The sequence below is a fragment of the Deltaproteobacteria bacterium genome, assembly GCA_016874755.1.
In the GTDB taxonomy this organism is placed as follows: domain Bacteria; phylum Desulfobacterota; class Binatia; order UBA9968; family UBA9968; genus DP-20.
The window spans coordinates 1-13,635 of the sequence record VGTH01000078.1 but is presented as its reverse complement, the minus strand read 5'-3'; the positions used below and the strand labels follow the sequence as shown (position 1 = coordinate 13,635).

Genomic DNA, 13,635 nt, shown 5'->3' with positions numbered 1-13,635 from the left:
CCTCAGTGTGCTTTTCTCTCATCGGCGTATCCTTTCCTGCCTGCGCCAACAGGCAGCCTTTCGTTTTTAGATTCGCGAAAGGGTACGCCTACCTATTTCCTATTTCCACACGCTTTGATCATAGCTCGCATGGGGATCATCAAGGCCATTCTTAAGGGGGAGCGCGATCCAGTCAAACTGGCAAAACTACGCGACCCGCGCTGCAAGAACTCCGAGGCCACGGTGGCGCGTGCGCTCGAAGGGCACTATCGCAAAGAGCATCTATTTTCTCTGCAGCAAGCCGTCGAACTGGTTGAGTTCTATCAGAAGCAAATGACTGCCTGTGACGGCCAGATCGAGACTTGTCTGCAACAGTTCGAAGACAAAAGCCCGCAGGCTCCTCTGGCAGCCCGTCGCCGTCACAAACGCCGGCGTGGTGGGGTTGCCTTCGATGCTCGCGATTATCTTTATCGTATGACTGGCGTTGATCTGACCCAAATTGACAGCATCGAAGCGAACACCGCACTGACGGTCATAGGTGAGATAGGACTTGACATGGGTCGTTGGCCCACAGAAAAACACTTCGGCTCATGGCTCGGTGTGGCTCCGGGAAACAAGGTCTCCGGTGGCAAACGTCTCAGTGGCCGTACCCAACCCTCGGCCAATCGAGCGGCTGCGGCTCTACGTATGGCCGCACAGTCGCTCAATCAGAGTCAGTCCGCTCTCGGGGCGTACTTCCGTCGCCTCAAAGCTCGTCTTGGCGCCCCCAAAGCCCTCACGGCGGCCGCTTACAAATTATCTCGGATAATCTACCGCATGCTCAAGCACGGCGCAGGCTACGTCGATCAAGGAGAAGCTGCTTACGAAGAACGTTACCGTGACCGGCTCTTGCGTAGCGTCAAGCGGCGCGCTGCCGAGCTCGGCTTCCAACTCACTGCGATTGATCCAGGTACCCGCGAACCGGCGCTTATCTGAATCTAGCAAGCTGGAGTTACTTGGGAGCTGCGGCTTGGCAATGTCGTGGCATCTTGCAGGAGGAAAACCTGCCCAGGTAGCCGCTAGCCACGGGCCTGGAATTCAGCCTTGCAATGGCCAAACCGAGTCGATGGAGCGCGGAGAAGCGTTACCAGATCGTGAAAGAAGCGCTCAGTCAGAAGGAACCGCTGGGGCAAATAGCACGGCGGCACCAAGTTTCTGAGGGGCTGATCTATCGGTGCGGGATAAGTTCGAAGGCGGCAAAGCGGCGTTAGCGTTCGATAGGCGCAGCGTCAGCCAGGGGGAGCAAATGGCGCTGGAGCGGCAGGTCGAAGAACTGCAGAAGCTGATCGGTGAGCAGACCGTCGAGATCCGTTTTTTAAAACGGCTGTCGAGAAGCTAAGGCCGAGTTGGGCGGAGGTGGAAGCGGCGCGGGTAGCTGAGGGACTCACGGTTAAACAGGCGATGAAGCTTTTGGGATTATCGCGGAGCAGTTACTACCGTCAGGTTCGCGGGATGAAGGACTACCGAGCCCGTGGGCGACAGGCCGTCTCGGCGCATCACAAAGAGAGGCAGCGGCTCAAAGCGCCCGAGAAGATCAACCAGGTCTTATTAGCCGGGTTTTCGTGTTCCGAAATCCTGGGACAGGACAGAACGATGGAGGCGCTTCAATATATTCAAACGCACAAACCTGAAGTAACGGATATCGCAGCAAAGTGGGTCGGCAGGGACCGCGAAACCGTGGGCAGAGAGATTAATGGCTATTGGTCAGCTTATAGCAGCGATGGAACCATGAGTGACGATGTCCTGCGGGAGACAATCAATATTGGCTTACAGCGGGCAAAATTAGAAAAGACCATTCCCATCTCGCAAGTGGCAGATACATCGATACTGAACGAAGTAAAAAGGGAAATGGGGATTCGATAGCGGGATGGTTGGAGTCGCCCATCAGCCGCACTGCTTTGACTGGGTCGATGAAAGCCCTATCATGATGGTATGCGATCAGGCATGATACCGTTCAGGTAAAATGATTCATTGATATGACGTACACTGGGGTCGCCAGAGGGAAAAGTCGCGATGGGAAGAGTCTGCCTCCGGCCGCCATCAACCCCATAACTGTCGCACATACGCGTAACTATTCAGAAGTTTGTCCATCTAGTCAGCAGCGTCCAAAATGACTCCCAGGATTCAGGCGGTTGAAATGGATGACTTCGATGCCAATGAGTTAAAGAGAAGATGCAGGAATATCAGAAAATTTTTCTGAAGTAGCGAGGCTGTTATGGCAACACGTGAATTTTTCCCCGCCGATCAACGCCAGCGCGAGCGCGCGTACTCGCCCGCGGTGAAGATAAGCGGCGGCACAACGCTCTATCTCGCCGGCTATGGCGCGTTTCAGGATGAGACGGGCAAAAGCTTCGCCGGCGATTTCGACGCGCAGGTGCGCCACAGTTTTGCGCGCATCCGCCAGACCCTGGAAAAAGCCGGCGGCAAGCTCGACGACATCGTCACCATGACGGTCTTTATCACCGACATGGCCAACGGCACCCGCTTCACCCAGCTGCGCAAGGAATTTTTTCAGGAAGGCCGCTATCCGGCCAGCGCCCTGATCGGCATCAAAGAACTGGCGCGCCCCGAGATGATGGTGGAGATCCAGGCGATTGCCGTCCTGGATTAGGTTATCGAAACTAAAATGTCGGAGGTGGACTATGGAATCGCCCCTTAAAGTCACCGGCATCGACCACGTGGTTTTCCACGTCAAAGATCTCGCCCGCGCGAGAAAATTCTACGTCGACTTCCTTGGCATGGAAGTCGACCATGAGCGTTCGTGGCAATGTTTTTTGAAATGCGGCGTTCAGGGCGTTGCGCTCTTCGAGGTCAAAGACGATGTCCACGCCGGCAGCGAGGTTAATCACATGGCGCTGCGCCTTTCTTCAGGCGACTACGAGCGCGTCAAAGCGACGCTGGAGAACGCCGGCATCAAAGTCTTCGGCCGCTCCGGCGATCCCCACTGCATCTACTTTCACGATCCGGACGGCCATCAGCTGCAACTCTTAGTACCGAGTGAATGATAGCGTTCTAGCCGGATCACTGAATTTTTATCTTTCGCCGCCGGGCAGTTCAAAGTTCAAAAGTTCAACGCTTTGCCCTGAGGCCATCCAAGGGTGCAACGTCCCCGGCCTTGCGGCCACTTCTCGAAACGTGCCGCCATGACGGATGGCTTTAACGATGGCCGGATTGGTTACAGAAGTTGTTTGGGGCCCTGCCTTCGCTCGATAAAATCCTCAGCCATCTGATATGCCAGCGGCCCATAGAAAAAGTTCGTTACTATCCGTTTGAGAAGGAGCGATGTTGAATCAACTACCAGTCCTGAGATAGTAATTCTCTGAGACCAAGGCGTTTACATAATCCTGTACCCAGAACGCGAGGGCTTTAGCGCGAATGCAGTGCCCTAACTGCGAATATGAAATCGCAGGAGATGCCCGCTTTTGTGCCCAGTGCGGCTCCAGGCTCGACTTAACTTGCCCATCGTGCGCCGCATCGGTCGATCTCGCTCATCGTTTTTGTCAGAGCTGTGGCGCACGTCTGCCCTGGGCTAAAGAAACCCAAACAAACCCTAAGAACATCCCGCAACAAGATGACGACGGCGAACGTCGTCAAGTCACCGTTCTATTCGGTGACCTGACCGGCTTCACCTCGCTGGCCCAGAAATCGGATCCGGAGGCGACTCACGAACTACTCAACAGATACTTTGCAGCGGTCGACGGTGTTATTCGAGCCTACGGCGGCACCATCGACAAGCATATCGGCGACGGCATCATGGCGGTTTTCGGCGCACCTACCGCTCATAGCGACGATCCGGAGCGGGCGATACGCTCGGCCATGGCCATCCATGAGGCTCTCGCCAAGTTCGATCCGCCCCTTATAGCCCATATCGGCATCGCCAGCGGCACGGTGGTGGCGAGCGGCACCGGCAGCGAGACGCATCGCGAGTATACAGTCATCGGCGACTCGGTAAATCTTGCCGCGCGGCTTCAGGACCGCGCCGCCCCAGGCGAGACGCTGATTTCGAAAGCAGTGCATGACATCGCGGCAACCCGTTTTAACTGCACGCCGCTCGGCGCCGTGAAGATCAAGGGACTCTCCGAGCCCGTCTCGATTTGGCAAGTGAATGGCGAAAGCCGGAGCGACGACCTGGCCGATCGCCTGCCGTTCGTCGGCCGCCGCGGAGAGTTGAACCAGTTCGCCGCGATGATCGAGGTTTGCCTATCGGAACGACGTGGTCAGACATTGCTAGTGCGAGGCGAACCAGGGATCGGCAAGACTCGACTGCTCGAAGAATACTACAAACTCGCCTTGAATCGGGGCTGCCATTGGCAACGAGGTTTGGTGCTCGATTTCGGCACGGGCAGAGGCTTGGACGCCATCGCAACGGTGATCCGTGGACTGCTTGGCATTGCGGTCAATGCCGATGTCGCGGCGCAAGCGCTTGCGGTTGCCGACGCGATTGCGCAAAGCATCGTCGATCCCGATCAGCAGGTCTACCTCAATGACCTGTTGGACCTGCCCCAGCCGACCGAACTTCGTTCGCTCTACGACGCCATGGACAATCCCACGCGCAGCGCTGGCAAAGAGCAGCTGATCGGAGATCTTATCGGTAAATTGGCGGCTACGCCGACGGTGATCGCGATCGAGGATATTCACTGGGCCGATGGTTCAACCCTATCATTTCTCGCCCGCATCGCCGCGGCCTGCGCCAGCCATCCGGTACTGCTCGTGATGACATCGCGCATCGAGGGCGATCCCATCGATGCCAACTGGCGCGCCGCGGCCGCCGGCGCCTCGTTGACGACCGTCGATCTCGGACCGCTTCGTCCGGACGAGGCGCTGCGCTTTGCCAGCGACTACTTCAACGCCACGGAACCTTTCGCCAGGAGCTGCGTGCAGCGCGCTGGCGGCAATCCCTTGTTCCTCGAACAGCTTTTGCGCGGCGCCGAGGAGATCAGTGAAAGTGAAATACCCGGCTCGATTCAAAGCATCGTCCTCACGCGCATGGATAATCTCGAGCCCGACGACCGACTGGCGTTGCAGGCCGCCTCAGTCCTCGGTCAGCGATTCTCCACGGCTGAGCTGCGCCATTTGATCGACAAACCGAAGTACGATTGCAGCGGGCTCATGCGCCATTTCCTGGTGCGCCCCGAGGGGCCGGGCTTTCTGTTCACTCACGCTTTAGTGCGAGACGGCGTCTACTCGTCGCTGTTGAAAAGACGCCGCGCCGCGCTGCATCGGCGCGCCGCGGCATGGTTTGCCACGCGCGACCTAGCATTGTGGGCCCAACACTTGGATCGCGCCCAGGATAACGGCGCCGCCGCTGCCTATCTCACCGCAGCCAATGAAGAGGCGCGCTCATACCGGCATGACGCGGCGCTGCGTCTTTCAGAGCGCGGCCTGGAGATCGCCCGTGACCAGGTGCGCCATGAGATCCTATGTTTTCGCGCTGACCTGCTGCGAGGGTTGGGCGAAGTCGATAAATCCATCAGCGCTTTCGAAGAAGCGCTTGCCGAATCTTCCGACGAGCGCCAGCGCACCCGAGCCTGGATCGGCCTGGCCGAAGGGCTCCGTGTCACCGATCGACCCGCCGACGCGCTTGCGGCACTGGAAAAAGCCGAGAGCACCGCGGCCAACGGCCCGCCGCGTATGTTGGCCGAAATTCACCATCTTCGTGGCAATCTGTATTTCCCCTCCGGCCGCTACGATGATTGTCTGGTGCAGCATAAACTCGCCTTGGAATTCGCCCAGTGCGCCGGCTCGCGCGAGTGGCAGTCACGCGCCCTCGGCGGTATGGGCGACGCTTCTTACTTAGCCGGGCGGATGCGCACCGCCTGTGGCTATTTTCGCGACTGCGTGGCGCTTTGCCAGGAACTAGGGCTCGGTCGCATCGAAGTTGCCAATCGCCACATGATCGGTTGGAGCCGGATGTATCTCAACGAAATCAAAGAAGCCTGTGAGGACGGGCTCGCGGCCGCCGAAATGGCCGGCAACGTCGGCCAGAACCGCGCCGAGATGCTCGGTTGCCTAGTGGCGGGCTTCGCGGAGATCGAGCAGTCCAATCTTGCTTCCGCGCGCAGCCTGATTGACAAAGCGCTGGCACTCGCGCGCAGGCTGCGGGCAAACAACTTCGTTGCCGAAGGGCTTTGTTTTCTCGCTAAGATCTCGGCGGCGGAGCGGAACCGCGAGGAAGCTCGGCGGCATATCGATGAGGCGCTAAGCGTGATTCGCGAAGTGGGACCGAAGTTTTTCGGTCCTCTCGTTCTGGCCAATGCGGCACATTTAACCGACGAATCCGGGCAACGATCGGCGCTTTTCAGCGAGGCGGAGAGGGTTCTCCAAAACGGCTGCGTTAGCCACAATTATTTTTGGTTCTATCGCGACGGCATGGAGGCCGCGCTCACATTCCAAGATTGGAATCGGGCTGAGCGGTACGCCGACGCACTCGAAGACTACACTCGCGCCGAACCTCTGCCGTGGTCCAACCTGTTCGTTGCCAGAGCGCGGGCGCTGGTCCGATGCGGTCGCGGCGAACGTGGGGCGGAACTGGCGGAAGAACTCGAGCGGCTCACGCTCGCAATCCGGAGCGCCAACCTGAAAGCACATCTCGCCTTGCTTGAAGACGCGGCAAGTAAATTGGGGCATTGACCATTTCGATGAGCTTGCCAACGAATTCTACGCTGAGCTGCGGCTGTTCATGGAGAACGCTGCGGAAAACCCAGAACACTTCTCGATTCGTGAGCGCGACATCCGGCGAGTAAACCTGGATCGGTTTCCATATCACTTTCTATTTAGAGTTGTTGACGATGTTGTCCGGGTTCTGGTTGTGCGGCACCACCGAAGGCGACCTTCACTCGGAATGAGCCGCCGGTAATTCAGCTCCAGAGAGAGCACGCGAGTGGGGAGCCGCTGCGGGACAACTAGATGGACGAGCTCTTCTGCTGCCCGCAAAGCAACCTCACATGAAAGGAAAGCCTATGAAGAAATAGGGCAATTCTAAGCCATTGTCGCGAAAGCAAAAAGCCGAGCTCGAAGCTTTGGCGGCGTTACCAGACAACCGGATCAACACGGCAGCCTTGCCGGAGCAAAGAGATTTGAGCGGCGCGCGACGCGGGGTGTTTTTTCGCCCCGTAAAAAAGCAACTAACCCTGCGCCTCGATGTTGACCTGATCGACTGGTTTAAAACCCGCGCTCCCAAAGGGGAAGGTTACCAAACCCGGATCAACAGCGCGCTGCGCGAATATGTTTATCGGCGCGCTGGCGCGCGTTAGTTTAACCAGCTGCTGCCGGAATGGAGAACCTAGAGCGCAGTTGATTGTCTGGCGCGATGCGCACCTATGTAATTGGCCGCGCACCGAATAGCGCGAGCCATTTTCGATGATCCTACCTTTTAGGATTTTCCGGGCATCACAGCCCAAACGGCGATCGCCACCGCCAATAGTGTGATGAGCGACGCGACAATATTCAATCGGCGCGGGCTACACCCGCCGCTCATGGCAGCGACGCGCTCTACGGGAACCCCACCCGCGAACCTCATTGGAGATCATCGCTCAAATGCATTGGCAATCTTTGCCAACTCTGGTAATCTTCTTTTGAAATCATGAGGGAACCGAGGAACGGCCATGCCAACACGTAATGTGAATCTGACCAATGAGCTCGACAAGTTCGTTGTCGCGAAAGTCGAGAGCGGCCGTTACGAAAACGCCAGTGAGGTTATTCGCGCCGCGCTGCGGACACTTGAGCGCGAAGAGAAGGAATACGAAACCAAACTTGCGGCGTTACGCACCGCCATCGATGAAGGCGACGCCCGCGGAATTGCTTCAGGCAATCCGTTTGACCGGGTTAGGCGGAAACTCAAGCTTGCTAAGAAGCGGCGCTAAACGGTGGCCGTTTTTCGCCTTTCAAATCGTGCGGAGCGTGACCTGCTGGATATAGCCAACCACACACTCGGCACTTGGGGTGAAGAACAAACACTCCGCTACATCGACGAGCTCGAACAATGCTGTCAGCGCCTCGCTGATAATCCGAATTTAGGTCGCGCCTGCGACCATAATTCGCCCCAAGTTGCGGCGAAAACAAACCCAAAGTTACATTACAGCAATTTTCGAAGCATATGATACGGTGCGGGGAAAATAAAGAAAAACTCCGGAGTTGTTTATGGGTGACGTACTTCGTTTAGGCATGGCGGGGCTCGGGGTGGCGAGCACGCAGATCATGCCGCCGATCGCCAAATTGCCGTTTATTAAAATTACCGCTGCGGCGGACATGCGCGGCGATGCGGTGGCTAAGTTTCGCGAACAGTATAAAGGCGAAGGCTACACCAGCGTCGAGGATCTGTGTGCCAGCCCCAATATCGATGCGGTGTACATTGCCACGCCCAATTCGCTCCATGCCGAGCACGCCATCTGCGCGGCGAAAAATAAGAAGCACATCATCGTCGAAAAGCCGATGGCGATGAACCTTGCCGAGTGCGACGCCATGAACGAAGCGGCGGAGAAATATGGCGTTAAATTGCTTTGCGGCCACACGCACAGTTTCGATCCGCCGATCCGCAAGATGCGCGAGATCGTGAAGGGCGGGGAATTGGGCAAGCTCTGCATGATCAATACCTGGAACTACAACGAGTTCATGTACCGGCCGCGCATGAAGCACGAGCTGGCGATGACCCGCGGTGTGGTGCTGAATCAGGGGCCGCACCACGTTGACGTGGTGCGCTTGATCGGCGGCGGCATGGTGCGCAGCGTGCGCGCCATGACCGGCATCTGGGACAAAGCGCGCGGCTGGGAGGGCAGCTACACTTGTTATTTGGAATTCGAAGACGGCACGCCGGCGACGCTGGTCTACAGCGGCTACGGTTTCTTCGACACGGCGGAGTTGTTCAATTGGGTCGGCGAAGGCGGCCAGCACCGCGCGCCGCAGACCAATTTGAACGTCCGCAGAAAGCTCCGCGAAGTGCGCACGCCGGAAGAGGAAGAACAATTGAAAGAAGGCATGCGCTTCGGCGGCCAGCGCGAAGGCGAGTACAGCCATGTTTGGACCGGCGAGCGCAAGCAGCCGTTTTTCGGTTTCACCATGGTGAGCTGCCAGAAGGGCGATATCCGCCAGACACCCGACGGCTTGAAAATTTACGGCGAAACCGAGCAGCGCGAGATCACGCTGCCGGCCGGCAGCCGCGGCCGCGAAGCGGAGGTCGAAGAATTATACGATGCGGTGGTCAAAGGCCGGCCGGTTTTCCACGGCGGGCGCTGGGGCGCGGCGACGCTGGAAGTCTGTTTGGCGATGTTGGAATCGGCCGAGAAACGAAAAGAAATCACGCTGTCGCATCAGGTGCCGAGCCCGGAGTGAATGTGAAAAACTACGGCAGCAGTTTTTTTGCTGCTAAGAAGTTGTGAATTTCCTGCGCCACTAACGAGTTGCCCTTCTCGTTCCAGTGGATGTCCAGCGGGAAATAAAGTGCCTCGCCGGCTAGGCCTCGCGCTTTCAACGACGGCGTCAAGTCCAAACACAAGAGCTTGCGTGTTTGGCAGTACTGCAATGCCGTGTTTCTGAGGCGATCGATGCGTTCTGCAAACCCCGGGGTGGCTTTCAATTTATCTTTTGCGAGTTCCCAATAGACCTCTTCTTTGGACGGGAAATAGAGAAAAACCAAGGTGGCGCCGATGCGTTCGGCGTCTTTGGCGGCCTGCTCGATCTGCACAGTGATTGCTTCCCACGATGCAGCGAATTCCTCGTCGGGAATGCTGTAGGGATCGCGCAGTCTTCTGTTGACTAGTTTGACGCCGACACCGTGCCACGTGGAGTCTTTGGGCTTGCGACGGAGCGCGCTGCCAAGATTTCGAAATACGTTGTGGCTGACGGAGTAGAATTTTAGAAACCGCTTGATCGAAAACCCGGCGCTCTTGCTGGTGTGAACCCCTTCAAAACGACGTGCGTCTTTAAGATCATTGGTGAAAAGGGCGTAGAAGACAACCTTCGGCCGAAGCGGTGCACCGAACTTCTGAAAAATTTTGGTGTATTGATAGGGCCCGTGTCCGGGCACGCCAAAGTTAAGGATCTCTCGCTGCGTTAGTTCTGCCAGGCGGGCAACCCAAGTCGCGTGCAGTTCGACGCCGGCACCGAAGGTAAACGAGTCGCCAAAGACAGCTCCCCAGACTGGGCCGCCCCGGGTGCCGCCGCGAAAACCGGCATCGGGATAGTCCAAAGGTGTGTGGAAACGAAACCGAAACTCGCTGCCAGGAAACACGAAGTCGCTGGCAGGGTTGATCGTAAAGCCCAACTCGGGATGGTCAATGTACTGGGTACCGCGGCTTATCTCCATTTGTTGAACGACGTCGCGCAGTGGACCGGGCAAACGCTCCTTCGGCAAAAGATAAACGGTGAGGTCGAACGCCGCCATAGCGAGCGTGACGCTCAGCAGGACCAATGCGGTGTTAATTAGGATGTGCTGAAAGGTTTTCTTTGTCTGTGCTTGAGGATTTGCTGCCTGTGGATCGTTGAGGCTAGAAATTGGCTTGTCCTTTCGCTTCATGCGCCTTTGGCGTTGAGCCATGCCTCCAATGCTTGGTTGTATTCCGCCGGCTTCGCCGCTTTCATGCCGTGACCGACGCCTTCCCAAAACTCGCATCGCACCTGCGGCGGTGCAAGCCGTTCGAGATAGCTCATTTCCTCGCGCATGATCGCGCCGCCGACTTTTTGATCGGCGACGAGTATTTTCGTCGGCACCGCAATGCGTTTGAAAAAATCTTCAAAGCCAAACGCCCAGTCGCGGTTGTCGGTGAGCAATCGGGTGAGCGCGTCGGCGGAAAAATGATGATTGCGGTAAACCTCCATGTCCTCGTCGGCCTTGGACATATTTTTCTGCTTGGCTTCGGCGCGAATTTCCGCTTCGGGTTTGTTGCGCCTTGCCAGCGCGTTGGGCAGCGCGGTCATGAACGCATGGATCATTCTCCAATAGACCGGGTCTTCGAGAAAAGCGCGAGAGATAATCGCTGGTGAATCGGCCGCCAGGATCGTGCCGATGTTGCCGCCCCAGGAGTGGCCGACGTAGGCGGGCTTGTTCAAGCTCAAATTCTTGATGAGTTGGCGAATGTCTTCCGCGAAGTCGCGCAGACGATATCCTGTTATCGGCTTGTCCGATTCGCCATGGCCGCGTAGGTCGGGTGCGACGATGTGAAAACGATCTTGAAAATAGTCGGCGACGCCATTCCAGCTCGGCGCAAAACTGGTCCAGCCATGGACGAGCAACAGATCCGGCTTGCCGGCGTTGCCCCATTCTAGATAACGCAATTTGATGCCTTGAACTTCGGTGAATTTGCTTTGCGGATTGGCCACAGACACCTCGCGATCTTGTTCCGTCATTATCGTACCCTTATTCTTGTGTCCAGCCTATTGAGAGCAATTTGTTGGGCTCAAGCGACGGTTGACGCTCTTTGATCGCGGTGATACCGAAACTAGGGAACCCTGTTGTTAGGAGGTAACTGTGAAAAAGTTTTTTTTGTGGATATTGGTGATAGCGCTGTGGGCCGGATCCGTCGCTCAATCCTGGGCGGCCGCGGCGGACGACAAAGTCGCCGACTTTTATCGCGGCAAGACCGTTCGCCTCATCGTTGGCTTTTCCGCCGGCGGCGGTTACGACGCCTATTCGCGTCTGATCGGTCGCCATCTGCACAAACACATCCCCGGCAATCCGAGCATCGTGGTGGATAACATGGCCGGTGCCGGCAGCGTGATTCTCGCCAATCATATGTACAACGCCGCGCCGAAAGACGGTACGGTGATCGGCAACTTCAGCGGGCAAATTATTCTGGAACAGCTTTTCGGCAACCCGGCGGTGCAGTTCGATCTTGCCAAGTTTCGCTTTCTCGGCGTGCCGATTGGCGAGACTTATTTGCTGCTGTCCACCAAAAAGAGCGGGATCACCCGCTTCGACGACCTCATGGGCGCCAAGTCCAAGCAACTGACGATTGGCGGCATTCCTGGATCCACGGTCGAGCAAGGACCGATGCTGCTGCGCGATCTGTTGGGCGCCAACATCAAGGTCGTCAGCGGCTACAAAGGCACGGCCGATGTGCGGCTAGCGATGGAAAGCGGCGAGCTGGACGGCTTTTTCAATAGCTGGGAGTCGACCAAAGTGACCTCGTTGGACAGAGTGAAAAACGGTGAGTGGCACATCCTGGCGCAGGTCGGCGACCATCCGATCGCTGCGCTGCCGGTGAAAAACGTGCCAACCATTCCGCAGATCGCCAAGACCGACGAGCAGCAGCAACTTTTGCGATTCGGTGCCTGGGCGCCCAATCAGTTTGCCAAAGTGTACACGGTTCCCCCGGGGACGCCGGCGGATCGCGCTGCGGCTCTTGAAGCCGCGCTGGCCAAGACTTTTACCGACAAAGAGTTTCTTGCCGACGCCGAAAAAGGCAAGCTCGACATCGACCCGGTGTCGACGGCGCAAGTGCAAAAAATGGTTACGGACTTTTTCGGGTTGCCGGCCGATCTCAAGGCGAAGCTGAAAAAGATTTTGAAACCGTGACATAGCGGCCTCCCTCGACACGCGCTGCGCGCTACCCGGAAAGGTCGGCGGCACCTCCGGCTCCCCGAGTAAGCCCGTGAGGCTGCATCGAGGGGATTCACAGCTTGAACAAAGATCGGCCGTTGCGATAGAAGTTAGCCACGGAGGAATTCTCGATGGGCTTACTTGATGGCAAGGTAGTTGTGGTCACCGGCGGCGGCCACGGCATCGGCAAAGCGTATTGCATGGGGATCGCGCGCGAGGGCGGAACTGCGGTAGCGGCAGACATTGACGAAAAGGCTGCCGACGGTGTCGCCAAGGCGATCAAAGACAAGGGCGGCAAAGCTCTGGCAACCAGAGTCGACGTGGCGAATTCCGCTAGCTGCCAAGAAATGGCCAAGAAAACTCTCGAAGCCTGCGGTCAAATCGACGGCTTGATCAACAACGCGGCGATCTTCATGAGCGTGCCGGCGGAGAAGGGCACGTGGCAAGATATCACCGAAGAAGCCTGGGATCGCATCATGGCGGTGAACGTGAAAGGATTGTGGCTGGCGAGCAAAGCGATCGTGCCGGCTATGCAAAAGCGTAAGCAGGGCAGCGTGGTTAATATTTCCTCGAACATGGCGTTCAACGGCGGTTTGACGATGATGCATTACGTGACATCCAAAGCGGCCGTGGTCGGTTTCAGCCGCGTGCTCGCACGCGAGCTGGGCAATGATAACATTCGCGTCAACACGTTGGCGCCGGGCTCGACCATGAGCGAAGAAAAAGCCACGGACGAAGCGGTGAAAAACTACGAGCGCTCGGCGTCGACGAGAATTCTCAAACGCATCGAAGAGCCGGAAGATTTGGTTGGGACGGCGCTTTATTTGCTTTCCGACTTAAGCAAGTTCGTGACTGGCCAGACGATTCTGGTCAACGGCGGAGCGGTTTTACATTAGAAGCGCTTGACGTCTAGCGTCTAGGGTCTGGTGTTAACGCTAGAATGCAAACGACGAGTGCGGAGCTATGATCAAAGCGTGTGGAAATAGGAAATAGGTAGGCGTACCCTTTCGCGAATCTAAAAACGAAAGGCTGCCTGTTGGCGCAGGCAGGAAAGGATACGCCGATGAGAGAAAAGCACACTGAGG

General features: G+C 57.2%; 14 protein-coding genes and 1 pseudogene. 13 read left to right on the top strand and 2 right to left on the bottom strand.

The window, feature by feature from the left end; all coding sequences use genetic code 11:
• Nucleotides 1-129: 129 nt before the first annotated feature.
• From FJ145_25980 to FJ145_25930, 11 genes and pseudogenes are all read left to right on the top strand, one after another.
• Entirely contained in the window at nt 130-954 is an 825-nt protein-coding gene (locus FJ145_25980; protein MBM4264860.1) for an IS110 family transposase, read from the top strand.
• Between the two features lie 113 nt (nt 955-1,067).
• The gene (locus tag FJ145_25975; GenBank protein MBM4264859.1) at nt 1,068-1,229 is read left to right on the top strand and encodes a transposase; all 162 of its coding nucleotides are present in this window, start codon (nt 1,068-1,070) and stop codon (nt 1,227-1,229) included.
• 145 nt (nt 1,230-1,374) lie between these two features.
• Entirely contained in the window at nt 1,375-1,881 is a 507-nt protein-coding gene (locus FJ145_25970) for a hypothetical protein (GenBank protein MBM4264858.1), read from the top strand.
• Nucleotides 1,882-2,233: 352 nt separating this feature from the next.
• Nucleotides 2,234-2,629 carry a RidA family protein gene (locus tag FJ145_25965; GenBank protein MBM4264857.1) on the top strand — a complete coding sequence of 132 codons (396 nt, stop codon included), beginning with the start codon at nt 2,234-2,236 and terminating at the stop codon, nt 2,627-2,629.
• Nucleotides 2,630-2,660: 31 nt separating this feature from the next.
• Nucleotides 2,661-3,023, top strand: a complete 363-nt coding sequence (locus tag FJ145_25960) for a hypothetical protein (protein MBM4264856.1) — start codon at nt 2,661-2,663, stop codon at nt 3,021-3,023.
• A gap of 370 nt (nt 3,024-3,393) precedes the next feature.
• The gene (locus tag FJ145_25955) at nt 3,394-6,648 is read left to right on the top strand and encodes a tetratricopeptide repeat protein (protein MBM4264855.1); all 3,255 of its coding nucleotides are present in this window, start codon (nt 3,394-3,396) and stop codon (nt 6,646-6,648) included.
• 49 nt (nt 6,649-6,697) lie between these two features.
• Complete coding sequence (locus FJ145_25950) at nt 6,698-6,874, top strand: hypothetical protein (protein ID MBM4264854.1); 177 nt, start codon at nt 6,698-6,700, stop codon at nt 6,872-6,874.
• A 103-nt stretch (nt 6,875-6,977) separates the two neighbouring features.
• Nucleotides 6,978-7,271, top strand: a pseudogene (locus tag FJ145_25945) (hypothetical protein).
• A gap of 351 nt (nt 7,272-7,622) precedes the next feature.
• Nucleotides 7,623-7,880: a type II toxin-antitoxin system ParD family antitoxin gene (locus FJ145_25940; GenBank protein MBM4264853.1), complete on the top strand. Its 258-nt coding sequence runs from the start codon at nt 7,623-7,625 to the stop codon at nt 7,878-7,880.
• A 3-nt stretch (nt 7,881-7,883) separates the two neighbouring features.
• Nucleotides 7,884-8,117, top strand: a complete 234-nt coding sequence (locus tag FJ145_25935; GenBank protein MBM4264852.1) for a type II toxin-antitoxin system RelE/ParE family toxin — start codon at nt 7,884-7,886, stop codon at nt 8,115-8,117.
• Between the two features lie 40 nt (nt 8,118-8,157).
• Complete coding sequence (locus tag FJ145_25930) at nt 8,158-9,345, top strand: Gfo/Idh/MocA family oxidoreductase (GenBank protein MBM4264851.1); 1,188 nt, start codon at nt 8,158-8,160, stop codon at nt 9,343-9,345.
• 10 nt (nt 9,346-9,355) lie between these two features.
• Here the strand turns inward: FJ145_25930 and FJ145_25925 are convergent, their stop codons facing one another.
• Nucleotides 9,356-10,624: a hypothetical protein gene (locus tag FJ145_25925; protein MBM4264850.1), complete on the bottom strand. Its 1,269-nt coding sequence runs from the start codon at nt 10,622-10,624 to the stop codon at nt 9,356-9,358.
• The gene (locus tag FJ145_25920; protein MBM4264849.1) at nt 10,525-11,358 is read right to left on the bottom strand and encodes an alpha/beta hydrolase; all 834 of its coding nucleotides are present in this window, start codon (nt 11,356-11,358) and stop codon (nt 10,525-10,527) included. Before FJ145_25920 ends, FJ145_25925 begins: the two co-directional genes overlap by 100 nt.
• A gap of 121 nt (nt 11,359-11,479) precedes the next feature.
• On the opposite strand from FJ145_25920, the gene FJ145_25915 reads away from it, so the two are divergent.
• Both FJ145_25915 and FJ145_25910 read left to right on the top strand, forming a co-directional pair.
• Complete coding sequence (locus FJ145_25915; protein MBM4264848.1) at nt 11,480-12,526, top strand: hypothetical protein; 1,047 nt, start codon at nt 11,480-11,482, stop codon at nt 12,524-12,526.
• Between the two features lie 155 nt (nt 12,527-12,681).
• Complete coding sequence (locus tag FJ145_25910; protein MBM4264847.1) at nt 12,682-13,446, top strand: SDR family oxidoreductase; 765 nt, start codon at nt 12,682-12,684, stop codon at nt 13,444-13,446.
• Nucleotides 13,447-13,635 lie beyond the last annotated feature (189 nt).